The following is a 24,166-nucleotide window of genomic DNA, read 5'->3' on the forward strand; positions in this document are numbered from 1 at the left end:
GGATTCCTTCCCGACAGGACCCGGGTCAGCGCTCGGTCGACAGGTCCGCCAGGCGCTGCTGGGGGCGCCCCTGCGCCGCGGCGGCCAGCGCGATGACGATCTCGTCCGGGTGCGGCGCGTCGGCGATCCGCACCTCGATCGTCTGGTGATGCGAACGGATCGTGGCGTCGGTGATGTGCTTGAGCGGGATATCGAACAGCACCCCGGCCGGGCCGCGCTTCTCGACCGCCGGCAGCAGGGTGGTCGCCTCGGCGGCCTTGCGGAAGTGGTCGCCGAACTTCAGCGTGTGCACCAGGCCCGAGCCGTGCTCGATCTCCCCGTCGATCCCGACGATCGCGGCCTTGCCGTAGGCCTCGACCGTCTCGCCCAGGGCCTCGATCACCGAGGGCGCCAGGAGGGCGCCCAGGTCGGAGGCGTGCGCGTCGATACCGGGCGCCAGATCCTCGACGAAACCCGCACCCGCCCAGGGGTTCTTGATGACGGCGGCGACGATAGCGACCCGCGCGGCCGGTGTGACCGGTCGGCCACCCTCGGTGCGGATCTCCTCGACGATGGTCACGATCTTGCGAATGCTCAGCATGAGGCACCTTCCAGAATATGAGCGGTAACAGCGGGATCGGTGGTGCGGTCACCGATGCGGGGGTGAGGCCGCGGACCGGTCGAGCCCGCGGCGACGATCACCAGCTCGTCGGCTCGGGGCGCGTCGGAGACCCGGGTGGTGACGGTCTGATAGTGGCTGCGGGTGGCGGCCACGGTCTTGTGCCACATCGGCACCACCAGTGTCTCCCCGGCATCGGCCCGGGTGTCGGCGAAGCAGATGATCGACTCGCCGCCCAGGAACTCCCGCATCAGGTTGCCGAAGTAGGGGGTGTGGATCAATGCCGCCCCGTGCTCGATCTCGCCGGCGGTGCCGACGATCGCGGCCTTGCCGAAGGCCTCGATCGCGTCGACGCCACCGAGCATCTCGATCAGGGTGTCCGAGACCAGACGCGCGATCCCGGGGGCGATGCGCTCGACCTCCGGGCCGAGGTCCCGGCCCGCGGGCGTCCTCGCCCAGGGGTTGCGAATGACAACCGCGACGCTGGCCTGCTGTGCCGGTCGGGCGGGGCCGACGCCGGATTCGGTGACAAGTTGTTCGCGATACACCACCACCTTCCGTACATCAGTTGGTAGCTGCGATTCATTCTGTTGCATGGCACAGACGCTAAGGGATTCGCTCTGGTCGGTCAAGGGTGGTCGGGAATTTCTCGGCCTCCCTATCTCGCAGGATGGTGAATGTTCCAAGTAGTAGCTGTTAAAACTATGTTTCTACTCGCTGGATGGATCGAAGCGCAGGTCGAAGGACGCTCCCTGTTGACAGCAATTGAGACCCGCCTTACATTTCTGTTGTATGCCACAGGGTGGTGGAAAACTCGGTTCTTGCATTCCAATGAAAGGAATGAGCATGAGCACTCGAACCCCTCCCAACGCCGCGACACAGACCGCGGCATCCGGTTCGGATGACGACACACCCGACTGTCCGGACGCGGAAGCACCGACCGTCGCCGACGCGTCGAGCCACCGCCTCGGATCGGTCTTCTGGACCTCCGTCGCGGTCTCGGCGATCTTCGTCGCGTGGGCGGTGATCTTCACCGACAACCTCAATACCGTCACGACCGCATCCCTCGACTGGGTGACCGGCACCTTCGGGTGGCTGTATCTGGTTGTGACGCTCTGCATTCTGCTATCGCTGGTCTTCCTGGCGTTCAGTCCGCTGGGGAGCCGGCGGCTCGGCCGCGACGACGAGCGGCCCGAATTCGGCACCCTGTCGTGGTTGATGATGATCCTGAGCGCGGTGATGGGGATCGGCCTGATCTCCTATGGCGTCGCCGAACCGATTTCCCATCTCGCCACCCCACCGCGCGGATTGGCCGAGCCCGGCACGCCCGAGGCGGCGGTGCGGGCCCTGCAGTACTCCTATTTCGACTGGGGGCTGCACGCCTGGGCGATCTTCGCGATCTTCGGGCTCGCCATCGCCTACTCGACCTACCGCAAGGGCCGGCGCACCCTGGTCAGCCAGCTCTTTTACCCGATCCTGGGCGAGCGGGTCAACGGTCCGATCGGCAAGACGATCGACGTGCTGGCGGTCTTCGCCACGCTCTTCGGGACGACCACCTCGCTCGGCCTCGGCGCCCTCCAGATCAACAACGGCCTGTTCACGCTGTTCGGGTTGCCGGTGTCGAGCGCCACCCAGGTCGCGATCATCGCCGCCGTCACCGCGATCTTCACCATGTCGGCGGTGACCGGCGTCAACAAGGGCATCAAGTTCCTCAGCCACGTCAGTTCGTGGGGCGCGGTGGCGCTGTTCGTCTTCATCCTGATCGTCGGCCCGACGATCTTCGTGGTCAACCTGTACATCGAGTCGATCGGTACCTGGGCGACCGACTTCTTCCGAATGAGTTTGCAGGGCTCCGCGTTCGGTGATCTGGCCTGGATGCAGGGGTGGACCTACTTCATGATGGCGTGGTGGGTGTCCTGGGGCGCCTTCGTCGGGGTCTTCCTGGCGCGCATCTCCCGCGGCCGCACCATCCGCGGCTTCGTCCTCGGCGTGATGGTGGTGCCCAGTGTGGTGTTCTTCACCTGGTTCTCGGTCTTCGGCGGTACCGCCATCCACGTCGACATGTACGAGGGCGGCACGATCGCCGAGCGCACCGCGCAGGACATCAACAGCGCCTTCTTCGCCACCCTCGAGTACTTCCCGCTCGCCGGCGTCACCACCGCGATCGCGATCTTCCTGGTGCTGCTCTTCTTCATCTCCGGCGCGGACGCGAATACCTATGTGCTGTCGATGATGACCACCGACGGTGCGCTGCTGCCGCCGCGGTCGGTGCTGATCCTGTGGGGCGTGCTGACCGGCGTCATTGCGGTCGTGCTGATGTTCGCCGGCGGACTCAACGCCCTGCAGAACACGGTGATCGTCGCATCGTTGCCGTTCCTGGTGATCATCGCCGGTGTCGCGCTGTCGTTCTGGCTGGAGTTGTTGCGCGACGCGTACCCGCACCGCGGCTACCAGCGCCGCACCTTCGAACCGGACGACCTGCCGACGTCGGACAGCGAGGCACTCCCGTGACCGCCCGCGAGCGCGAAGCGACGATCCGATCGGCCTGGGCCGCCGCCTGGGATCGGGGGGACGTCGAAGTGCTGGACGAGCTGCTCGGTGCGGACTACCGGCGGATCGGCGACGGACACGTCCGCGATCGCGAGCAGTTCAAGGCGACGATCCGCGATACCCGCGCCGCCTTCCCGGAGCTGGTGACCACGATCGACGAGATCCTGGTCGACGGCGATCGCGCCGCGATCCGGTGGCACAGCGCCGGCACCCACGAGCACCGCTACCTCGGCGTTCCGGCCACCGGGCGGCGGGTGGCGGTCAGCGGGGCGACCTTCGCGCGGTTCGTCGACGATCGGATCGTCGAGGAGCACGTCACCTGGGATCCGCGAGCCCTGCTGGCCGGTCTGGGGATCCACCCGATCGGGCAGGACCGGTGACGACGATGGCCGACAACGATGTCGCGACGAACGAGGCCGGCGCCCCGGATATCGACCGGATGAAGGCGGTCAACCGGCTTTTCGTCACCGGGGTGACCGTGGTGACCACCATGGATGGCGGCACCCCGCGCGGGCTGGCGGTCAACGCGTTCACCAGCATCTCCCTGGAGCCGCCGACCGTGCTCGTCGCCGTGCAGCACACCTCGTCGACCCACGAATCTCTTTTCCGGGCCGAGTATCTCGCGATCAACATCCTGTCGGTGGATCAGCGGAACGTCGTCGGGGTCTTCGCGACGAAGTCCCCCGACAAGTTCGCGGCCCTCGACTGGAGTGCCGGACCGTTCGGCAGCCCGTTGATCGCCGACAGCAGCGCACGGATGGAGGTGCGAATTCTGGAGCGCCTGCAGGCGAGCACCCACACCCTGTTCGTCTGCCGGGTGGTCCACGCGCAGGTCGATGACCGGCCGCCGATGGTGTACAGCGCGGGTAAGTTCTACGACGGGGGTGCGCTGAACTCGATCGGGTGACGCCAAGGCCGGTGTCGAGGAATGAGGGATTACGCGGTGGGAACCAACGGGACGACAAACGGCTCGATCCAGGGGCGTCTGGTCGGCGAAATCCGACGTCGGATCATCGCCGGCGACATCCCGCCCAACGTGAACATCTCCGAATCGGCGCTGGCCGAGGAGTTCGGTGTCAGCCGCACCCCGGTCCGCGAGGCGTTCAAGCAACTGCAGACCGAGGGCCTGGTCGAGATCCGGCCCCGGGTGGGCACCTTCGTCACCACCCCGTCGCGGCGCGAGATCACCGAACTGTTCGAGATGAAGGAACTGCTCGAGGGAGCGGCGGCGCGCCTGCTGGCACAGCGCGGGCGCGTTGCCGAACTCGATCAACTCGAGGCGAACCTGCGGGAGGCGGACGCCGCCGTCGCCCGCGACGACCGCGCCCGCTACGCCGAGCTGGTCGAGGAGTTCCACAACCTGCTGATCGTCGGCGCCGACAATACGAAGCTCGAGGCCCACTACCGGACGTTGATGAACCAGCTGGCCTATGCCCGGTTGGTGCAGACCTCACTGAGCAGGCCGGGGCGGGCGTTGCAGTCCGACCGCGAGCACCATCGAGTGGTCGAGCTGATCGTCGCGAAGGACGGCGACAGCGCGGAGCGGGTGATGCGCGAACACGTCCGGGCCAGCCGGCAGGCCTTGATGATCGGGCTCGATTCGGTCGAGGGGCAGATCTGATTCGTCCGTAGCCGGGCGTATTCCCGGGCGAGTGCCGGCCGACGTTGTCATGCGGCGGTTAGGCTGCCCTATGACCACTTTTGCGTACGGTGAACCGCTGACCGAGGTGCTCACGGGGCTGTACCGGCGTGCGGCGGACCAACGCTCGCGACGCGGGCCCGGCCCGGGGCGCCCATCGCGCGGCGCGGACGGCGGCGATGCCCGCGAGCGGGCGGTGGCCGCGCAGGACATGTACATGCCGATCAGCCCCAGCACGGGGGTGCTCGCCTATTCGCTGGTCCGGGCGGCGCGACCGACCACGGTGGTCGAGTTCGGCATGTCGTACGGCATCTCGACCCTGCATCTGGCGGCGGCGGTCCGCGACAACGGGATCGGCGCCATCCATACCAGCGAGCTGAGCGACAAGAAGATCGCCGCCGCATCCGCGAGCTTCGCCGAGGCCGGGGTCGCCGACCTGATCACCGTCCACGACGGCGATGCGCTCGAGACCCTGGCCGCCATCGAGGGCCCGATCGGCTTCCTGCTGCTCGACGGCTGGAAGGACCTCTACGTGCCGGTGCTGCGGTTGCTCGAGGATCGACTGGTCCCCGGCTCGCTGATCCTCGCCGACAACGCCGATCACGCGGGCACCGCCCCGTACCTCGAGTACGTGCGCGATGCCCGAAATGGTTATACCGGTGTATATCTCGATTCCGACCGGATCGGCGCCATCGAGCTGAGCTGCCGCATCTAGGCGGCGCCGCCCGCCACGGCGACCACCTTGATCTCGACCACCGCGCCCGGATAGGCCAGTTCGGTGACGCCGACGGCCGTCCAGGCGGGGAAGTCCGCCGCGATGAACGCGTCCTTGACCGCCATGAAGTCGCCGATGTCCGCACGCAGGTCGGTGTGGAAGGAGGTGATGTCGACGATATCGGCCATCGAGGCGCCCGCCGCCGCCAACACCGTGCGGATCTTCTCGAAGGCGAGCGTCGCCTGGGCGCGCATCCCGTCCGCCGGAAGCCCGGTGGTCGGGTCGAGTCCGACCTGCCCGGACACCCACACCAGGCCGCCGGCCGAAACCGCCTGCGAGAAGTGGAAGGTGTCGTAATCCTGCTGGGAGGCAGGGGGATTGATCAGATTTCGGGTCACCGACCCGCCGTCCGGCGCCACGTCACAGACGCCCGAGCAGGTCCGCCTTCTTGGCGGCGAACTCGGTATCGGTCAGGATGCCGCGCGAATGCAGGTCGGCCAGCTTCTCGATCGCGGCGAGGATGTCCGCGGACCCCTCGATGGTCGGCGCGACCGGTGGGGGGACAGCCGCGGGTGCCGGGCCGGCCGCGGGGGAGGCCGGTGTGGGCCCGGCCGCGGGGGGCGGCGGTGGTGTCGCCGACGCGGGAGCGGCCGGGGCCGGCCCACGTTCGGAGACCGGTTCGCCGGCCGGTGCCGAGGTCTCGCCGACCGGTCGCAGCGAGGAGACGTCGAAGGTGCCGAGTTGGCTGGTGAAGGTGAGCGTTCCGGGGCGGCCGCCCTGCTGTTGCTGGACGCCGGTCACCCGGTGGTCGCCGGTGTCGTAGATCGTCACGACCCCGTTCGCGGAGATCGCGAGGCGACCGGTCGCCGGAAAGACCGCGTAGCGGGTGTCGTTCTGGCCGCCAGACGAACTCGGCGTACCGAGGTCCTCCGGCCACCAGTTGCCCATCGGGGCGAAGGCGGGGAACCCCGACATGGCTGGGCGGCTCGCGGCGGGAGCCGGCGTCGACCCACCGGTGGGGGCGGCGACGAAGGTACCGGGCGTATCGACAAGGCCCGCAAGCTCGTTGCACAGACCGTCGACACGGGCCTTCAGCGCGTTGTCGAACATATTGCCGACCATGGTCATTCCGCCGCGCATCCACTGACCGGAGCCGCCGAGCTCCGGAATGTTGAACTGCGCCATACGACCCTGACCGGCGACAACCGCGGCGAGCATGGCGGTCGCCGCCTCGACCGAGATGCCGTACCGCGTCGCGATCTCGTCGAGGGCGCGGCGGCCCTCCGGGCTGATGGCAGACGGCATGACGCGGCATCCTTCGTCGGTGGGCGGACCCGACCAGCCTACGTCCCGGGCGCCGGGCGGGGGAGACGACGTTGGCGCGATCGGCAAGTGGTGTGGCGCCTCGGGCCAGGATTCACCGGCCGCCCGGCCCGAAGCTGGGGATATCGGTTCGACAGCCGACGACGGACCCCGGCACCGCCCGGAACGTCCCCCAACAAAGATCCGAGGTGGCTGGAAATGACACGGGTGGCACTGGTGACCGGAGCGTCATCGGGTATCGGCGAAGCGACCGCCGTCGAGCTGAGCGCGGCAGGATTCGTCGTCTACGCGGCCGCCCGCCGCGTCGAACGCATGGCTCATCTGACCGAGCAGGGCATCCGCCCCATCGCGCTGGACGTGACCGACGACAACTCGATGCGCGGGGTTGTGCAGGACATCCTCGCCGCGGAGGGCCGGATCGACGTGCTGGTCAACAACGCCGGCTACGGCTCCTACGGTGCGCTCGAGGACGTTCCGATGCAGGAGGCGCGCGCCCAGTTCGAGGTCAACGTCTTCGGCGCCGCCCGCCTGACCCAGCTGGTGCTGCCGACGATGCGGGCCCAGCGGTCCGGGAAGGTCGTCAACGTCACCTCGATGGGCGGCAAGATCCCCACCCCGCTCGGCGCCTGGTACCACGCGACCAAGTACGCCCTGGAAGCGATCAGCGACTGCCTGCGCATGGAGGTCGAACCCTTCGGCATCGACGTGATCGTCATCGAACCCGGCGGCATCCGCACCGAGTGGCCGCAGATCGCTGCCGAGAAGGTGCGGGCGGTGTCCGGCTCCGGCCCCTACGGCCCCCAGGGTCGGGCGGTCGCGACGTCGCTGACCTCCGAGTCCACCCGGAAACGATCGTCGGAACCCGCGCTGATCGGCAGGACGATCACCCGGTCGGTCACCGCCCGTCGACCGAAGACCCGCTACGCGGTCGGCTACGGCGCCAAGCCGATGATCCTGCTGCACGATGTGCTGCCCGACCGCGGCTTCGACGCGTTCATCCGGCGCGCCACCGGCATCCCCACCGGGGAGGTCGGCGAGTCGGTCGGTTCCCCCGCGACCGAGGCGCACTGACGCCGCCCGCGGGCCGACAACCAGCGGTGACAACCGATCGCACGACAGTAGGGTGGCGCGCATGAGCGGTGGGCGATTCACGGTCGACCCGGCGATGCGGGCGTTCATCGCCGACCTGCGCCTGTCCGCCCGCGCCGTCCTGCGGTCGGCCGACCTGCCCGACGACCTGTTCACCCGCGAACCGGTCGAACTGTCACCGGACGAGTACTACCGGCTGTGGTCGGCGCTCGACCGCGAATCCGGTGATCGCCGGCTGGCGGTCGACGTCGGTGCCGCCATCTCGGTGGAGACCTTCAGCCCACCGATCCTCGCCGCGCTCAGCAGCCCGAACCTGGCGGTCGCCGCTCGGCGGGTCGCCGACTTCAAACCACTGATCGGACCGCTGCGCCTCGACCTGGCCGAAACCGCCGACGATCTGGTGATCACCTACCACTGGCCCGACCGGTCGGAGCCCCCGGAACTTTTGGCCACCTCGGAGCTCGTCTTCTGGACGGCCTTGGCGCGCATCGGAACCCGGCGTCGGATTCGCCCGGCCGGGGTCACCGTGCCGCGGATGCCGTCCGATCGCGTGGCGCTCGAGGAGTACTTCGGTGCCCGGCTCACCGGCGGCGATGCGTATGCGATCGGGTTCCGCGCCGCCGACATCCGGGCGCCGTTCCTGACCGAAAGCGAGACGATGTGGCGGATCCTGGCGCCGGAGCTGCGGCGCCGATTGGCGGACGTCGAAGCGGCGGACCGGGTCTCCCAGCAGGTGCGGGCGGTGCTGGTAGAGACCCTGGCCGCCGGGGACAGCTCGATGGGCACGATCGCCGCCCGCCTGGCCGTCAGCCCGCGGACACTGCAACGACAGTTGCGTGACGAGGGGCGGACCTATTCGTCCGTCCTCGCGGCCACCCGCGAGGAGTTGGCGCGGACCTACCTGCACCGCGACGGCCTGCGCACCGCGGAGATCGCGTACCTGCTCGGCTACGACGACACCACGTCCTTCTACCGCGCGTTCCGCGGATGGACCGGGACGACCCCGGAATCCGTACGGGCCGAGGCACTATCGGACAGCTGATCGGCTGCGCCGAATCGGGCGGTTACTCGGCGGCCGAGGTGGTCGGTGCCGCCGGCACCACCTTGAGGGTGCCCGGCCACGCCGACCGCCCGGTGATCGCACCGACCGGCCCGCGGCCGTAGCGGTCGTACTTGGCGTGCAGGGCCGTGTCGATCGCCGGGTGGACGCGCTCGGCCGGGCGCACATAGGTCACGTCGGTCTCGACCCCGCCGGCGCTGATCCGCCCGCTTCCGGACGCCGTCGCCCGGCGAAACCACGGGTTGTCGACCCCGTGCGCGGAACGCACATAGATATCGTCACCGCTGCGCGCGACCCAGATGGTGACATAGGGCCGCAGGCTGCCGTCCGCGCGGCGGGAGCTGATCCGCAGCTCGTCGGCGCCGCCTATGCTCTTCAGTTGCTTCTCGGTCCAGGTGGACATCAAACTCCCTCACTCGCGTCGCGGGAGTCCCGTCGCGCCGCTCGCGGTGGTGGCTCCTCGACATCGAGCAAACACCCCGGCTCCGGTCGGCGGGAGTGCCTGATCTTCGGGGTACCGGCGGAACCCCTTTCGAGGACGGTCGTACCGCCTGTGCAGGTGGGCCCGGGGCCGCACATGGCGCGGGAACATGCTCGGTAGCTTGCTCGTAATTTCGTAGTGGCACAACAAGATCTGCTGCGCGAACGGCCGCCGTCACACCAGGGACCATTCGGCGCACAGTACTTCCAGCCTATGGAGGAGCTCTCAATGAAACTCGTCGAGTAGCGCCCCGATCTCGGCTACGTTGGTACCGGTCCCACGCTCGGTCCACATCGGTCTACCCGAGATCACGGTAGGAGTGAGATGAACTCCCTCTCGGTACGGCCATCGGATGCCGAAATCGGCAAGCCAATCCTGCGTAGCCTCCGCAACGGCGACCGTCGCCTCGGCCGAAGTGCAATTTCGGTTGAATCCGAACCGATACCCTGACGCCTCATAGCTACCGGCCAGTGTGTCCGTGGCGTCCAGGCCTATCAGCAGGCCCTCGCTTTGTGGTCGACCGTCTCTGATGGTCCAGCGAACTGGAACGATTCGCCGACTCTCGACGTAGAACTCCAAGTCGTCGCCAACCGCGCAGCAGGCTGCCACGTAGATATCCCTTACAGACTCCTCTATCAGCCCTGCGGGACCCGACCGAATGGGGAACGTCCACTCGCTGGACGAGTTCACACGCTCGACCGCCAGTACTTATCCCCGCGCCATGTCGACGAAGCGCGACAGGTGCAGCTGATGGGCGACGGTGACCGTGGCGGTGGGGCCGTTGCGGTGTTTGCCGAGGATCAGGTCGGCCTCGCCGCCGCGGGGGTCGTCGCGCTCGAAGGCGTCCGGGCGGTGCAGCAGGATGACCATGTCGGCGTCCTGCTCGAGAGAGCCGGACTCGCGCAGGTCGGAGACCATGGGGCGCTTGTCGGTTCGCTGCTCCGGACCACGGTTGAGCTGGCTGATCGCGACCACGGGAACCTCGAGCTCCTTCGCGAGCAGCTTGAGGCTTCGGGAGAACTCGGAGACCTCCTGCTGGCGGGACTCGACCTTCTTGCCGGAGGTCATCAGCTGAAGGTAGTCGACCACAACAAGTTTCAGGTCGTGCCGCTGCTTGAGGCGGCGCGCCTTGGCGCGGATCTCCATCATCGTCATATTCGGCGAGTCGTCGATGAACAGCGGGGCCTCGCTGATCTCGCTCATCCGGCGCGCCAGGCGCGTCCAGTCCTCGTCGGTCATCCGGCCCGCGCGCATATCGGCGAGCTTGATCTTCGCCTCGGCGCTCAGCAGGCGCATCACGATCTCGGTACGCCCCATTTCCAGCGAGAACATCACGCTGGCCATGCCATGCGTCACCGAGCAGGAACGCAGGAAATCCATTCCCAGAGTGGACTTTCCGACGCCGGGTCGAGCGGCGACGATGATCATCTGGCCGGGGTGCAGGCCATTGGTCACCTCGTCGAGGTCGGTGAAGCCGGTGGGCACACCGGTCGAGATGCCGCCGCGGCTGGCGATGGAGTCGATCTCGTCCATCGTCGGCTGGAGCAGTTCCTCGAGCGGGACGTAGTCCTCGGCCGCGCGTCGCTCGGTGACCTCGTAGACCTCGGCCTGGGCCCGGTCGACCACCTCGGCGACATCCTGGCCGTCGGCGCCGGCGTACCCGTACTGCACGATGCGGGTACCCGCCTCGACCAGGCGGCGCAGAATCGCCTTCTCGACGACGATCTCGGCGTAGAACGACGCATTGGCCGCGGTGGGCACCGTCTGGGTCAAGGTGATCAGATACGGCGCCCCTCCGATCCGCCCGAGGGCGCCGTGGCGCTCGAGTTCGGCGGCGACGGTGATCGGATCGGCGGGCTCGCCGCGGCTGTAGAGGTCGAGGATCGCGTCGTAGATGCTCTCGTGGGCGGGGCGGTAGAAGTCGCCGGGCCGCAGGATCTCGAGGACGTCCGCGATCGCGTCCTTGCTCAGCAGCATGCCGCCGAGGACCGATTGCTCGGCAGCGAGGTCCTGGGGCGGCTTACGGCCGAAGTCCTCGCCCGAGGCGTCGTAGTCCGATCCGTTGCCGGAGCGACGCGCGCCGATATCCGCGGGACCACGCCCACCGAAGTCGGCATGACCCCTGTCGTCGACAACTGCCAATTCCCGCTCCACCCCTCGTCTACTCCGATCCACCCGCGGGTGCTCGCGCGCCGTCCCGAGGGCGTCGAGCGTCCAGCCGCCCGCGCGGAAGGCCGCGCGAGGGTCGACTGAAGACCCGTTGTCCGTCCGGCCGCCCCGAGGCGTACCGCACGTCCACCGCCGTTGGTTGGCTGCTGTCAGTAGACCGGAAGGCTCCGACAAGTCCTGCCGTCGCGATGTCGTTCGGGGAACGCTAGGCGTCCCGGTGCCGGTCGCCAAATCGAGATGTGGACAGGCCCGGGGACGTGCGGTGGATATCCGGTGGATCGATGGGGAGCACCCGGGGACAACATGGGGATGGAGCAGCGGAGTGGGAGGCATCGCTCCAGGTCAGCGTCTCCACAGGCCACGGATCTGCTGTGGATGAATCTTCTTGCGGCGTGTCCGCCGACTTGACATCCCGGGCGTGTCGCCCCTCGACGCAATACCTGATCCGGTGATACGGGTCACATGTTGCGCCTATCGCGATCCAGTTATCCACACCTCTGGATACATCTGGGTATAACAGACCATTCTCCTGGTGGGGAATGGAGTCCGCGGATGGGAAGATGTTTATCGTTCCCATTCGTTCCCACGGTATTGGGAATCCATTCAATGAGTCCCGCCGGAACGGTCGCCGCGCCGGATTCGGCCGGCGGGTCCGGACATCCGCGCCGAAAGACCGTCCTGCGTACGGGTAGGGAGGCGCTGTCCTCGAGGTCCCGGGCCGACGACGGTGTGCGGCCACCGCCCCGGCCCTGTCGACTGCGGCCACGGCGGGTTGAGCGCCCCCGGGCGGGGAATGGAACGATGGGTTCGAATGGCCGGCGGGTGCGGCGCCAATGGCGCGTGCCGTCGACGGAGCCGGAAATCGCGCCGTGCGGAAATGCCGATGGTCGGCCCACATACGCGAGAAGCCGGGTTCCCTCAGCGGGAACCCGGCTTCTCGACGGAACACGGTGAGCGCGGCACGAGGCCGCACGACTCACTCGGCGGTGACAACCTCGATCGTCAGCGCGGCAACCACATCGGGATGCAGGTTGACGGTGACATCGTGCTTGCCGGTCGCCTTGATGTGCGCCTTCGGCAGCTCGATGGCGCGCTTGTCGACCACGGGTCCACCGGCGGCCTTGATCGCCGAAGCGACGTCGGACGTGGTGACCGAGCCGAACAGCTTGCCGGAGCCGGCCGCGGAGCGAACCGCGAGCTGGACCCCTTCGAGGCCTTCGATGGCCTGCTTGAGCTCGTTGGCGTGGTCGAGGTTGCGCACCGCGCGGGCCTGCTGGGACCGGCGGATACCCTCGACCTGCTTGAGCGCACCACGGGTGGCCGGGATGGCCAGGCCGCGGGGCAGCAGGTAGTTGCGGCCGTAGCCGTCCTTGACCTCGACGGTGTCACCCGGGGCTCCGAGGTTGTCGACGTCGGCGGTGAGAATCAGCTTCATCGTCTCGTCTCCCTTCGGGTCAGCGGGCCGTCGCCGCGTACGGCAGCAGAGCCACCTCGCGGGAGTTCTTGACTGCCATCGCGATATCGCGCTGGTGCTGGACGCAGTTTCCGGTGACCCGCCGGGCCCGGATCTTGCCGCGGTCGCTGACGTACTTACGCAGCAGCGCGGTGTCCTTGTAGTCGATTACGGTGTTCTTTTCCTTGCAGAAGGCACAAACTTTCTTCTTGATGACCTTCTCGCGGGCCGGTGCCTTGGCCATGAGTTACTCCAAAATTCTTGCCGAAAAGCGTGTGAACTAGCTGGACACGGTCAGAACGGCGGATCGTCGTCGGCGCCACCGAACGAGGAGACCGACGACGCCTGCGGGGCGCTGCCCCACGGATCGTCGTTGCCCCCGCGCGAGCCGCCGCCCGAGGACGAGGAACCGGAGGAGCCGAAGCCGCCCCCGCCTCCACCGCCGCCGCGACCGGTGGTCTTGGTGATCTTCGCGGTGGCGTAGCGCAGCGACGGGCCGATCTCGTCGACCTCGAGCTCCACGACCGTGCGCTTCTCACCCTCACGGGTTTCGTACGAGCGCTGCCTGAGACGTCCGGAAACGATCACTCGCGAGCCGCGGGTGAGCGTTTCGGCGACGTTCTCTGCCGCTTCGCGCCAAATATTGCACCGCATGAACAGTGCCTCGCCGTCCTTCCACTCGTTCGACTGACGGTCGAACGTGCGGGGGGTGGAGGCAACGGTGAAGTTGGCAACGGCCGCACCCGCCGGGGTGAAGCGCAGTTCCGGATCGGCGGTGAGATTGCCGATGACCGTGATTACGGTTTCGCCTGCCATGATCTACTCCCATTTCGCGAACGGGTGTCCGAATGTCACCAATCGGATCGAGCCTAGGGTCGAGCACCGACAACCTGGTCGGCGCAGTGCCGATCAGCCCCCGGGAACGACCGCACGGCCGATCAGGCCCGACGCATCACCTTGGTGCGCAGAACCGACTCGTTGAGTCCGAGCTGGCGATCGAGTTCGCTGACCGTGGCCGGCTGGGCCGAGATCGCGACGACCGCGTAGATGCCCTCGGCATGCTTGGCGATCTCGTAAGCAAGGCGGCGCTTGCCCCAGATATCGACGTTGTCAACCTTGCCGCCGTCCTGACGAACGACGTTGAGGAAGGTATCCAGCGATGGGGCGACGGTGCGCTCGTCCAGATTGGGATCGAGAATGACCATCAGTTCGTATTGACGCATAAGACCTCATCACCTCCTATGGACTGTGAACGGCTACGGACTATCCGCAGCAGGAGGGTCGCCTGCGTCGGCAACCGCACGATCGTACCGGTCGGGGTGGTCAAAGGTGAAATCGGCCTCGAACGGCAACCGGGCAGGTCACCGGCGGCGCGGCGGGCTCGCCCATCGGGGTGGGCGTCGCACGCGGCCGCGATCGCACTACGGTGGCCGGTATGCGTCTGCGTTCGTCGACCGGATGGGGCTCGTCGACCGGAGCCGCGGTACCGACGGTGGTGGCGACCGCGGCGGTCTTCCTGGTGTTGGGCTACCTGAACAAGGCGCGGTGTGCGGCCCCGCCGTTCGGGAGTGCCGGCTTCACCGTCGACGGGCGCACCACCTTCTACGACAGTGTCAAGGACACCGCGGTCTGCTACTCCGATATCCAGCATCTGTGGCTCGGCCGCGAGATCAACAACCACATTTTTCCGTACCTGACCGGCGGGATCACCCCCGACGGGGCGCTCTTCGGCGGCACGGTCGAGTACCCGGTCCTCGGCGGCCTGCTGATGTGGCTCGCGGCGATCCCGTCGTCGAACGACGCGCAGTTCCTGCTCTGGTCGGCCCTGCTGATGGCGCCCTTCGGACTGCTGACCGCCTGGATGCTGGGTCGGATGTCCGGGTGGGCGGCGATGCTCTGGTCCGCCGGGCCGCCGCTGGTGATGTACGCCTTCCACAACTGGGAACTGCCGGTGGTCGCCTGCGCGGTCGGGGCGATCGCGATCATGACGCTGCTGCCGGCGATGCCGCTGCGCCGCCGGGCGATCCTCGCGTCGGTGGTGTTGGCCATCGGCTTCTGTCTGAAGCTCTACCCGGGCATGTTCGTCGCGCCGCTGGCGCTCTACGTGCTCACGCAGGGGTACGACGGGCACCCGATCGCCGGGCCGACGCGCGTCCGCGACGTCACCCGTGCGGCGACCGGCCCCATCCCGATCGGGGGACGCCCGCGCTACGACATCGCCGGCGCCCTGGCGGTGATCGGTGCGGCGGTCGCGACGGTGGTGGTCATCAATCTGCCGTTCGCCCTGCTCGGCCCGCGCGGCTGGTGGGCGTCGTTCGAATTCCAGAGCCTGCGGCAGGCGGACATAACCACCAACTCGATCTGGTACTGGGGTCTGCGGCCGATCATGGCCTCCGGCGGGTGGACCGACCAGACCGAGCAGAGCTACAACAACCTCGTCTCGGTGCTCTCGCCCGCGCTGCTGATCCTCGGCTTCGCCGCGGCGTTGGCGATCGGGTGGCGGCGGCGCGCGGTGGTGGGCGCCTACCCGTGGGTCGCGGTCAGCGCGATGATGCTGTGCGCCTTCCTGCTGCTGCACAAGGTGCACTCGCCGCAGTACACGCTGTGGCTGGTGCCCTTCCTGGTGCTGCTGCGGGTGCCGTGGACGCTCGTCGGGCTGTACCTCGTCGCCGACCTGGTGATGGGGATCGGTGTCTTCCGCTACTTCGCGGCCATCGGGACCGGGGACTACCAGTTGGAGCAGGACATCGTCCAGGTCGGCGTGTGGGGTCGGGCGATCCTGTTGGTGATCCTGTTCGCGGTATTCGCGCGGGCCCGACTGCGTCGCGAGGCGCCGCTCGAACGGCTCCGGCCGCATCCGGCGGCGATGGCAGACTGATCCGATGAGTTCGTGGGCACCGCAGGTGTTGACCGGTCGACGGGTGCGCCTGGAGGCGCTGGGATCGCACCATGCCGACGCTCTGGTCGAGGCCGCCGACGATCCGGCGCTGTTCATCTGGACGGGGATCACCCCGCTGCCGACCGACCGGGCCGGCGCCGCCGCCTTCGTCGACGCCGCCCTCGCCACACCCCACCGGCAGGCGTATCTGCAGGTCGACGCGGTCACCGGCCGGCCGGTCGGAACGACGTCGTACTACCAGATCACCCCGGCCCTGCGATTCGTCACCATCGGGTACACCTGGCTATCGGCGCGGGCACAGGGCACCGGCATCAACACCGAGTCGAAGTACCTGATGCTGCGGCACGCCTTCGAGGAGCAGGGCGCGGTCCGCGTCGAATGGCATACCCACGAGCACAACGCCCGCTCGCGGGCCGCGATCGAGAAACTCGGTGCGCGCTTCGAGGGCCTGCTGCGCAAGCATCGGCCGCTGCCGGACGGTTCGTGGCGGACGACCGCGCTCTACGCGATGGTCGACGACGACTGGCCCGGGGTGCGGCTCGAACTGGAACGGTCCCTCGCCGCCGGATGAACGCGACCCTGCCGAAGGCGACCGGTAGTAGACTCCTGTTCGGCGGTGGAGCAGACCTTTTCTAACAGATCGGACACGACCGCAACATTCGGGCGGTGGCCGGCGATAGGACTGGTGGCGGGGGACGCACTCACGCACAATCGACTATCGATGGCTCGCGGAGTGCACTCGATAGAGGTGCGTTCCCCCTCGTTTCAGACCATTGGACCCGTAACAATCGGGCCGGGCCGAGAGGTGCACTATGACGACAACTCCTGCCGAACCTGCCACCGGAGCCCTCCGCGCGTTGCATCCGATCCTGCCCGTCGATTCGGCCGCCGACAGCCGTCCGCAGTTCGTGCGGCCGTCGCTGAGCGCTCGTGAACGCGAAGTCCTGCTCGCCTGGCTGCGCTCGGACTCCAAGTCGCGGGTGGCCGAGGAACTGGTCCTCTCGCTCGGCACGGTCAACACCCACCTGACCCGCATCCGGGCCAAGTACGCGGAGGTCAATCGCCCGGCCTCGTCCAAGGCGGCCCTGGTCGCCCGCGCTCTGCAGGACGGCCTGGTCACCGTCGACGAACTCTGAGTCGACCGGAGACCCGGACGAACTCCGCGCCCGACCCGGTCGGGGGTATCACCGGGTCGGAGCCGTGCATATCGGACCGATGCCGGCGGATGCTGGAATAAACCGGTCGCGCCCTGGTTGGCTACCGATGTGACGACCACTGCGGAATCCCACGAAACTGCCGTTGCGGACTTGCCGGGCGGCCCCTACGACGTCGAATTCTTCTTCGATCCGGGTTGTCCCTTCGCCTGGCAGACCTCGGTGTGGATCCGACGGGTGAGCGAACTGCGCGGTATCGCGGTCGGCTGGCGGTTCATCTCCCTGCGATTCATCAACGAGAAGAACGATCTGCCCGAGGGCATGGTGCGCTCCCAGGAGCGGACCCTGAGCTATCTGCGGATCTGCGCCGCGGCCCGCGAGCGGCTCGGAAACGATGCGGTCGCCAAGCTGTACCGCACCTTCGGTGAGCACTACTGGTACCGCAAGGACCTCACCGGTGATCTCTTCGAGCGGTTGGCCGAGGCATCGCAGTCGGTCGATTTCGCCGAACTGATCGCGTCGGCGGACCTGCCCGCCGATCTGATCGACGCCGCCGACGACACCTCCTACGACACGCTGATCCGCGCCGAGAGCGACGAGGCCTTCCGCCGCACCGGCCCGGACGTCGGCACCCCGATCCTGACCTACGACCCGCCGACCGGTAACTCGCTGTTCGGTCCGGTGATCTCCAAGGTTCCCGACGACGAGACCGCGGTGAAGTTCTACGACGCGCTGCGCACCTTCGTCGACTTCCCCGAGTTCTCCGAACTCAAGCGGACCAAGCGGGCCGATATCGACCTGCCGATCTTCGGCTGACAGACCTTCCACCCCCTGCACGGGCGACCGCCCGGGTGCCACGAGAATCGTGTGGCACCCGGGCGGTCTTGCGTGCGTCGCCCGTCGGATATCGGCCGGTCAGATGTCCGCGGAGGCCCGCTGCCGCAGACGCGACCACACCATCCAGCCCAGGCCCAGCAGAATCAGCCCGTAGAGGCTCAGCGAGACCGGCGAGTCGAACAGCGCCCCGACGTGCCCCTCGCTGATCGCGAGCGTGCGCCGCAGGCTGGTCTCGGCGAGCGGACCGAGGATCACCGCGATCAGAACCGGCGCCAACGGAAGCCCGTAGCGGCGCAGCACGTAGCCGAGCAGACCGATCAGGATCAACAGCACCAGATCGGTGATCGACGACGACGCCGCGTACACCCCCAACACGGCGAAGACCGTGATGCCCGCGTAGAGGTAGGGCTTCGGGATCAGCAGCAGCTTCGCCCACATCGGCGCGAACGGCAGGTTGATGATCAGCAGCACGATCATGCCGATGAACAAGCTGGCCAGCAGCGCCCACACCAGGTCGGCGTTGCGGTCGAACAGCAGCGGGCCCGGTTGCATGCCGTACTGCTGGAAGGCGGCGAGCATGATCGCCGCGGTCGCCGACGTCGGCAGACCCAGCGCCAGCAGCGAACCCATCGCCGAGCCGGCGGTCGCATTGGCCGCGGCCTCCGGTGCGGCGAGGCCGCGGATCGCGCCGGTGCCGAACTTCGGGTTGCCCGACCGCTGATCGAGTCGGCGTTCGAGGCCGAACGCCAGGAACGTCGGGATCTCGGCGCCGCCGGCGGGGATCGCCCCGAACGGCACACCGAACGAGGCGCCGCGCAACCAGGCGGGCAGTGCCTCGCGGAACTCCGGACCCGACAGGTACGGGCGCTTGCCGATCTGCATCGCGGTCGCGGCGGGATCCTTGTGGATGCGCGAGGCGACGTGCAGGACCTCCCCGACGGCGAGCAGGCCGACGGTGATCACCACGATGTCGATGCCGTCGAGCATCGACGGGATGTCGAAGGTGTACCGGGCGGCGCCGGAGATCGCGTCGATGCCGACCAGCGCCAGCGCCAGGCCGATGCCCAGGGCCGCGAGGCCCTTGACCACCGAATCGGCGACCACCGCGGAGGTGGCCAGGAAGGCGGCCACGGCCAGCGCGAAGTATTCGGCGGGACCGAAGACCGTCGCCAGGTCGGCGAGGATCGGCGCGAAGAAGACCACCAGGATCGTCGCGAGCAGGCCGCCGGTGAACGCGCCGATCGCCGCGGTGGCCAGCGCCTGCGAGGCGCGTCCGCGTTTGGCCATGCGATGGCCCTCGAAGGTCGACGCGATCGCCGTCGAGTTGCCCGGCGTATTCATCAGGATGGCGGTGGTCGAGTCGCCGAACAGGCCGCCGTAATAGATGCCGGCGAACATGATGAACGCGCCGATCGGGTCGAGTGCGAAGGTCACCGGCAACAGCAGGGCCACCGCCATCGCCGAGCCGAGGCCCGGCAGGACGCCGACCGCGGTGCCCAGCAGACAACCGACGACCACCCACAGCAGGTTCATCGGGGTCAGGACGGCGGCGAAGCCGTCCATCAGATTGGCGAGTTGATCCATTTACAGCACCCCCTCCAGGAATCCGGCCGGCAGGCCGATGCCCAGGACCGTGCCGAAGATCAGTTGGATCAGCGACGACAGCACCAGGGCCACCGAGATATCGAAGATCGGTCGCCGCGACCCCAGGGCCCACGCCACACCCCAGAACAGGACCGCCGCAGCCAGAATCCAGCCGAACGGACGGAGCAGGACCACAAAAGCCACCAGCGCGCCGAGCACGGTCAGGAACGCCTTCCAATCGCTGAAGGCGTGGGTCGGCCAGGGCTCACGGCCCGGCGGCGGTTCGGCGACGACCTCGTTGACCGGGTTGCCGAAGGCGTCGACCGGATTGCCGTTCTCGTCGAGGCCGACGATGTCGTCGGCGGTGGCTCCCCGGTCGAGCGGGGTCATCTCGAGGGCGGCGGTCTCGCGCCGGGTCCGCAGGATCAACACCGTCGAAGCGGCCGCCATCGTCAGCAGCAGACCGATCACGATCGCGGGGAAGAACATCGGCCCGGGCCGCTGGTCGCTCGGTGGCACATCCATCGTCAGCGTGCCGACGATCAGGAAGACCGCGACGGCCACCAGGATCGCCGGCACCACCAGCTGACCCAAACCCGTACTGCGCACGGTCGATTCGGCCGGGCCCGAATGGGGCTCGCGGGGAGTTGTTGCGCTTTCGGTCATGTCAGCCACCGATTCCCAGTCGTTGTGCGATGTCCCCGATCCGGGCCATCTCCTCGTCGATGAAGGCGCCGAATTCGTCACCGGTGATGAAGGTGTCCCGCCAGCGGTTGCGCTCGAGGGTGTCGGTCCAGGCGGCGCCGTTGTGCATCTCGGTGACGATCTCGATCAGCACATTGCGCTGCTCCTCGGTCAGCCCCGGGGGAGCGACCAGACCGCGCCAGTTGGTCAGCTCGACGTCGATGCCCTGTTCGCCGAGGCTGGGAATGTCGAATCCGTCGACGCGTTCGCGGGTACCGATCGCGAGGACCCGCACGTTGCCGGCCTCGATCTGGTCGGCGAAGTCGTTGTAGCCGGAGATGCCGGCGGCGACGGTATTCGACAGCAGCGCGTTGAGCGCCTCTCCGCCGCCGGAGAAGGCGATGTAGTTGACCGCCGACGGGTCGATGCCGACGTCCTCGGCGATCATGCCGGCCAATAGGTGGTCGGTGCCGCCCTTGGAACCGCCGCCGATCGGCATACCGTGCGGGTTCGCCCGCCAGGCCTCCACAAATTGGTCGAGGGTGGTGTGCGGAGACCCTCGCGGGACCACGATCACCTCGAAGTCCTCCGCGAGCCGGGCGATCGGGGTGACGTCGGCGAGGGTGGTGTGGCTGTTGTTGGCGATGACGCCGCCGACCATCACCGTGCCGGTGACCATCATCGTTCCGGCCTGCCCGGCCATGTCGGCGACCTGGCCGAGGCCGATGGTGCCGGCGGCGCCGGGGATGTTGACCACCTGGACGTTGTTGACCACGCCGTCGGCCTTGAGGGCCTGTTGTGCCTCGCGGGCGACCAGGTCCCAGCCGCCGCCGGGGGCCGCGGGCGCGACCAGGGCGAGCCGGCTGCGCGCCTCGTCGCCGCTGCCGCCGCGGGCGGTGCTGACGAAGGCCGCCGAGACGATCAGCGCCGCGACGACCAGCCAGATGATCATCGGCAGGCTCGGGCGCCGGGCCGCCTCCGGCCGGGTCGGGGTCTGCGTGGTCATGTCGATTCCCCGCTCGTGTCCGCGTGTCGTTCGTGTCGGTTCACGGCGGTCAGTCCAGGGTCCGGATCGCGAGCACCGGGACGGTCGCGTTGAGCAGGACCTCCTGGGCGGCCGAGCCGAGGAACAGCTTGCCGACGGGCGAGCGGCGACGCAGTCCGATGACGATCATGTCGACGTCGAGTTCGGTTCCCAGATCGACGATTTCGTCGGCCAGGTGGTCGTTGCGGACCGGGTGGCGGACCACGATCTCCAGATCGGAGGCGCCGCCGATCAACGCGTCGAGTTCGCCGACATTGCCCGCGCCGGGGGTTGGTGGTGCCGCCGCCATCACCACCACATCGGTCGAGCGCAGGCGGGCCTCCTCGAAGGCTCGTTCCACCGCCGCGCGCCCTTCCGTGGTCTCCTGATACGCCGCCAGAATCGTCATTCCCTCTCCCGGGTGTCTGCCCAGAGCCGGTGATCCGGATCTCTTGGTGTGGGGACAGTAAGGCGGGTCACACCCGCTTCCGGGCTTTCGTCGGTTTGCTGAATGTTCTGCGCGTTTTGCGCGGCCGGCGTTACCGTTTTCTGATGCGGCCGCGCCTCCGTTTCGCCACGCAGCTGCTCGTTCTGCAGCTCGCGCTGGTCGCCGTCGTGGTGCTGGTCGGATTCGCGCTGTTCGGGTGGCAACTGGCACACCATCGTTCGATCGAGTACGGCGAGCGGGCGTTGGCGATCGGCCGCACCGTCGCCGCCGACACCGAGGTCCGCTCCGAGGTCGCGCGGTGGAGCGCCGCAGATACCGCCGGCCTCGCGGTACAGGAGGAGTTGGCGGCCGGCCAGGTGCAGGCGGTCGCGCAGCGGGTGCGGGAGAGCACCGGCGCGCTGTTCGTGGTGATCGTCGACGACCGCGGCATCCGACTGGCCCATCCGGACAACGACGAGGTCGGCCGGCCGGTCTCGACCGACCCGTCGGCGGCGCTGGCCGGACGCGAGGAGGTCATCCAGCAGGTCGGCACGCTCGGCGAATCCGCGCGGGCCAAGGTGCCGGTCTTCGCCCCCGGCTCCGATACCTCGGTGGTCGGCGCGGTCAGCGTCGGCATCTCGACCACCGTCATCGACGCGGTCTGGCGCGACGACCTGCTGCTGGCCGCCGCCTTCGCCGCGGGCTCCCTCGGCCTCGGCGCGGCCTGCTCGATCCTGCTGACCCGCCGCTCGCGGCGGCTGACCCTGGGGCTGGAACCGGAGGAGATGGTCACCCTGGTCGTCGAACACGAGGCCGTCCTGGGCGGCATCGCCGACGCGGTGGTCGCGGTCGACCCGGCCGGCCGAATCACCGTCGCCAATACCGAGGCACAGCGCCTGCTCGGCGACCGGGTGCTACCGGGACACCTGCTCGGCGAGGTCGGCCTGCCCGCGGATCTGGTCGAGCGGGTGACCCGGTTGCTCGGATCGGGAGCGGGCGAACCCGGCACCGCGGACGGGCCCCACCACCTTCTGGCGGGCAATCGCCTGCTGGTGTGGACCGCCCGGCGGGTGCGCCGCCGGCAACGCGAACTCGGGGTGGTGGTGTCGTTGCGCGATCGGACCGACCTCGAGGCGCTGTCGCGGGAGTTGGAGGTCGCCCGCACGGCCGGCTTCGAATTGCGCGCCGAGCGACACGAATTCGCCAACCGGCTGCACGTCGTGCACGGACTGGTCGACGGCGGGCGCACCGCGGAGGCCACCGAATACCTCGAGCAGGTCCTCGGCTCCGGACCCTTGGGGATCAGCCCGCACGACCTGGACACGATCGCCGACCCCACCCTGCAGGCCTTTCTGACCGCCAAGGCCGGGCGCCTCCACGAGCGCGGGCTGACCCTGCGCATCGGCCCGGATACCTGGCTGCCGACCACGCTCGAGGACCCGATGCCGGCGACGGTCGTGCTCGGCAATCTGGTGGACAACGCCGCGAACGCAGCGGCCGAACGGGACACCGCGGCGGGGTACGTCGAAGTGGAGATCCAGGAAGCGGAGGGTGTCATCCATCTGACGGTGACCGACTCGGGCGCCGGCATCCCGGAGGGATTGGCGCAGCGGATCTTCGAGCCGGGGGTATCGGGGTCGGACGACCCGGGCCGCGGCCTCGGGCTCGCCCTGGTCCGCCAGGTGACCACCCAGTTCGGTGGGGATGTGCGACTGATCGACCGCGGTGGCGCCGAACACGGGGCGATCCTGCACGCCACGCTGCGCCGGTCGGCGCTGCGCCGCCGCTTGCCGGTCGCGCAGCGGGAGCCGCGATGACCATCCGCACCCTCATCGTCGACGACGACTTCCGCGTCGCGCGGATACATGCCGAGATCGTCTCGACCGTAGCGGGTTTCAGCGTCACCCAGACGGTGGGCAGCGTCGCGGCCGCCGGTCGCATACCGGGCTCGGCGGTCGACCTGCTGCTGGTCGACCTCTACCTGCCGGACGGTGACGGGCGCGATCTGGCCCGCCGGATCGGCTGCGACTTCATGGTGCTCAGCGCCTCGGCCGAGCCGGAGACCGTCTCGGTCAGTCTGGCGCGCGGCGCGCTCGGGTACATCATCAAGCCGTTCGATCCGGCGGTGCTGCGCGGCCGGCTGGAGGCCTATCGCCGCTTCCGCGGCGCGCTCGATCGCACCGGGGTGCTCGTCCAGGCGGACATCGACCGCGCGTTTCAGATCCTGCACGGCGCCCCATCGGGATCGACACGCGCCAAGGGGCATTCGGCGCCCACCGAGACCGCGGTGGAGCGGGCGGTCGCCGACGCGGGCGGCCCGGTCTCGGCGTCCGAGGTCGCCGAATTGGTGGGGATCTCGCGGGCGACCGCCAACCGGTACCTCAGCCACCTGGCCGATCTCGGGCGCATCGAGATGCAGCTGCGGTACGGCGCCACCGGTCGCCCCGAGCACCGGTTCGTCGCCGCCGACACTGCCTGAG

26 protein-coding genes and 1 pseudogene are annotated in these 24,166 nt (G+C 68.5%); 13 read left to right on the top strand and 14 right to left on the bottom strand.

The window, feature by feature from the left end; genetic code table 11:
- Positions 1–25 precede the first annotated feature (25 nt).
- Complete coding sequence (locus MB1_RS17900) at positions 26–580, bottom strand: amino acid synthesis family protein (protein WP_245650246.1); 555 nt, start codon at positions 578–580, stop codon at positions 26–28.
- Complete coding sequence (locus MB1_RS17905) at positions 574–1,194, bottom strand: amino acid synthesis family protein (protein WP_066910380.1); 621 nt, start codon at positions 1,192–1,194, stop codon at positions 574–576. Before MB1_RS17905 ends, MB1_RS17900 begins: the two co-directional genes overlap by 7 nt.
- Positions 1,195–1,444: 250 nt before the next feature.
- Between MB1_RS17905 and MB1_RS17910 the strand changes: the two genes are divergently transcribed.
- From MB1_RS17910 to MB1_RS17930, 5 genes are all read left to right on the top strand, one after another.
- The gene (locus MB1_RS17910) at positions 1,445–3,109 is read left to right on the top strand and encodes a BCCT family transporter (RefSeq protein WP_084352114.1); all 1,665 of its coding nucleotides are present in this window, start codon (positions 1,445–1,447) and stop codon (positions 3,107–3,109) included.
- Complete coding sequence (locus MB1_RS17915) at positions 3,106–3,528, top strand: ester cyclase (RefSeq protein WP_066910385.1); 423 nt, start codon at positions 3,106–3,108, stop codon at positions 3,526–3,528. The genes MB1_RS17910 and MB1_RS17915 overlap by 4 nt, the downstream gene beginning before the upstream one ends.
- A 5-nt stretch (positions 3,529–3,533) precedes the next feature.
- Positions 3,534–4,055, top strand: a complete 522-nt coding sequence (locus tag MB1_RS17920) for a flavin reductase family protein (RefSeq protein ID WP_066910530.1) — start codon at positions 3,534–3,536, stop codon at positions 4,053–4,055.
- A gap of 36 nt (positions 4,056–4,091) precedes the next feature.
- Positions 4,092–4,769 (top strand): GntR family transcriptional regulator, encoded by a 678-nt coding sequence (locus MB1_RS17925; protein WP_245650247.1) that lies wholly within the window; start codon positions 4,092–4,094, stop codon positions 4,767–4,769.
- Positions 4,770–4,839: 70 nt separating this feature from the next.
- Entirely contained in the window at positions 4,840–5,502 is a 663-nt protein-coding gene (locus tag MB1_RS17930) for an O-methyltransferase (RefSeq protein WP_066910391.1), read from the top strand.
- On the opposite strand, the gene MB1_RS17935 is transcribed toward MB1_RS17930, so the two are convergent.
- Together MB1_RS17935 and MB1_RS17940 are read right to left on the bottom strand one after the other, a co-directional pair.
- On the bottom strand, positions 5,499–5,900 hold the full coding sequence (locus MB1_RS17935; RefSeq protein WP_066910532.1) for a RidA family protein: 402 nt from the start codon (positions 5,898–5,900) through the stop codon (positions 5,499–5,501). The genes MB1_RS17930 and MB1_RS17935 overlap by 4 nt on opposite strands.
- 22 nt (positions 5,901–5,922) lie before the next feature.
- On the bottom strand, positions 5,923–6,807 hold the full coding sequence (locus MB1_RS17940) for an SHOCT domain-containing protein (protein WP_066910396.1): 885 nt from the start codon (positions 6,805–6,807) through the stop codon (positions 5,923–5,925).
- A gap of 216 nt (positions 6,808–7,023) precedes the next feature.
- On the opposite strand from MB1_RS17940, the gene MB1_RS17945 reads away from it, so the two are divergent.
- Both MB1_RS17945 and MB1_RS17950 read left to right on the top strand, forming a co-directional pair.
- Positions 7,024–7,896 carry an oxidoreductase gene (locus MB1_RS17945; RefSeq protein WP_066910400.1) on the top strand — a complete coding sequence of 291 codons (873 nt, stop codon included), beginning with the start codon at positions 7,024–7,026 and terminating at the stop codon, positions 7,894–7,896.
- Between the two features lie 61 nt (positions 7,897–7,957).
- On the top strand, positions 7,958–8,956 hold the full coding sequence (locus tag MB1_RS17950; RefSeq protein ID WP_066910403.1) for an AraC family transcriptional regulator: 999 nt from the start codon (positions 7,958–7,960) through the stop codon (positions 8,954–8,956).
- Between the two features lie 22 nt (positions 8,957–8,978).
- Here the strand turns inward: MB1_RS17950 and MB1_RS17955 are convergent, their stop codons facing one another.
- The 6 genes from MB1_RS17955 to rpsF form a co-directional block, all read right to left on the bottom strand.
- Positions 8,979–9,377, bottom strand: a complete 399-nt coding sequence (locus MB1_RS17955; RefSeq protein ID WP_066910406.1) for a DUF2255 family protein — start codon at positions 9,375–9,377, stop codon at positions 8,979–8,981.
- Between the two features lie 786 nt (positions 9,378–10,163).
- Positions 10,164–11,597, bottom strand: coding sequence for a replicative DNA helicase (gene dnaB / locus MB1_RS17965; RefSeq protein ID WP_439646955.1), 1,434 nt, complete (start codon positions 11,595–11,597; stop codon positions 10,164–10,166).
- Positions 11,598–12,600: 1,003 nt separating this feature from the next.
- Positions 12,601–13,059, bottom strand: a complete 459-nt coding sequence (gene rplI, locus MB1_RS17970; RefSeq protein WP_066910415.1) for a 50S ribosomal protein L9 — start codon at positions 13,057–13,059, stop codon at positions 12,601–12,603.
- A 19-nt stretch (positions 13,060–13,078) separates the two neighbouring features.
- The gene (gene rpsR, locus MB1_RS17975) at positions 13,079–13,321 is read right to left on the bottom strand and encodes a 30S ribosomal protein S18 (RefSeq protein ID WP_066910418.1); all 243 of its coding nucleotides are present in this window, start codon (positions 13,319–13,321) and stop codon (positions 13,079–13,081) included.
- A 50-nt stretch (positions 13,322–13,371) separates the two neighbouring features.
- A complete protein-coding gene (locus MB1_RS17980) occupies positions 13,372–13,893 on the bottom strand; it encodes a single-stranded DNA-binding protein (RefSeq protein ID WP_066910420.1) in 522 nt (173 codons plus the stop codon).
- 122 nt (positions 13,894–14,015) lie between these two features.
- Complete coding sequence (gene rpsF, locus MB1_RS17985; RefSeq protein WP_066910423.1) at positions 14,016–14,300, bottom strand: 30S ribosomal protein S6; 285 nt, start codon at positions 14,298–14,300, stop codon at positions 14,016–14,018.
- Positions 14,301–14,512: 212 nt separating this feature from the next.
- Here rpsF and MB1_RS17990 point away from each other — a divergent pair, with 212 nt between their 5' ends.
- The 4 genes and pseudogenes from MB1_RS17990 (at position 14,513) to MB1_RS18005 (ending at position 17,946) form a co-directional block, all read left to right on the top strand.
- Positions 14,513–15,955, top strand: coding sequence for a glycosyltransferase family 87 protein (locus MB1_RS17990; RefSeq protein WP_066910538.1), 1,443 nt, complete (start codon positions 14,513–14,515; stop codon positions 15,953–15,955).
- Between the two features lie 4 nt (positions 15,956–15,959).
- Positions 15,960–16,547, top strand: a complete 588-nt coding sequence (locus MB1_RS17995; protein WP_066910428.1) for a GNAT family N-acetyltransferase — start codon at positions 15,960–15,962, stop codon at positions 16,545–16,547.
- 340 nt (positions 16,548–16,887) lie between these two features.
- Positions 16,888–17,112: pseudogene (locus tag MB1_RS18000) on the top strand (LuxR C-terminal-related transcriptional regulator); the annotation flags it as partial.
- Between the two features lie 129 nt (positions 17,113–17,241).
- The gene (locus MB1_RS18005; protein WP_066910431.1) at positions 17,242–17,946 is read left to right on the top strand and encodes a mycothiol-dependent nitroreductase Rv2466c family protein; all 705 of its coding nucleotides are present in this window, start codon (positions 17,242–17,244) and stop codon (positions 17,944–17,946) included.
- Positions 17,947–18,045: 99 nt separating this feature from the next.
- On the opposite strand, the gene MB1_RS18010 is transcribed toward MB1_RS18005, so the two are convergent.
- The 4 genes from MB1_RS18010 to MB1_RS18025 are packed head-to-tail and all read right to left on the bottom strand — an operon-like array spanning position 18,046 to position 21,668.
- Positions 18,046–19,551, bottom strand: a complete 1,506-nt coding sequence (locus MB1_RS18010; RefSeq protein WP_066910434.1) for a tripartite tricarboxylate transporter permease — start codon at positions 19,549–19,551, stop codon at positions 18,046–18,048.
- Positions 19,552–20,217, bottom strand: a complete 666-nt coding sequence (locus MB1_RS18015) for a tripartite tricarboxylate transporter TctB family protein (RefSeq protein ID WP_084352092.1) — start codon at positions 20,215–20,217, stop codon at positions 19,552–19,554.
- A gap of 1 nt (position 20,218) precedes the next feature.
- The gene (locus MB1_RS18020) at positions 20,219–21,241 is read right to left on the bottom strand and encodes a Bug family tripartite tricarboxylate transporter substrate binding protein (protein ID WP_218000265.1); all 1,023 of its coding nucleotides are present in this window, start codon (positions 21,239–21,241) and stop codon (positions 20,219–20,221) included.
- A 49-nt stretch (positions 21,242–21,290) separates the two neighbouring features.
- Positions 21,291–21,668 (bottom strand): universal stress protein, encoded by a 378-nt coding sequence (locus tag MB1_RS18025; protein ID WP_066910440.1) that lies wholly within the window; start codon positions 21,666–21,668, stop codon positions 21,291–21,293.
- A 143-nt stretch (positions 21,669–21,811) separates the two neighbouring features.
- Between MB1_RS18025 and MB1_RS18030 the strand changes: the two genes are divergently transcribed.
- A complete protein-coding gene (locus MB1_RS18030; protein ID WP_066910442.1) occupies positions 21,812–23,503 on the top strand; it encodes a sensor histidine kinase in 1,692 nt (563 codons plus the stop codon).
- Positions 23,500–24,165: a response regulator gene (locus tag MB1_RS18035; RefSeq protein WP_066910445.1), complete on the top strand. Its 666-nt coding sequence runs from the start codon at positions 23,500–23,502 to the stop codon at positions 24,163–24,165. The genes MB1_RS18030 and MB1_RS18035 overlap by 4 nt, the downstream gene beginning before the upstream one ends.
- The last annotated feature ends 1 nt before the right edge of the window (position 24,166 follow it).

Source organism: Millisia brevis NBRC 105863, assembly GCF_001552615.1.
In the GTDB taxonomy this organism is placed as follows: domain Bacteria; phylum Actinomycetota; class Actinomycetes; order Mycobacteriales; family Mycobacteriaceae; genus Millisia; species Millisia brevis.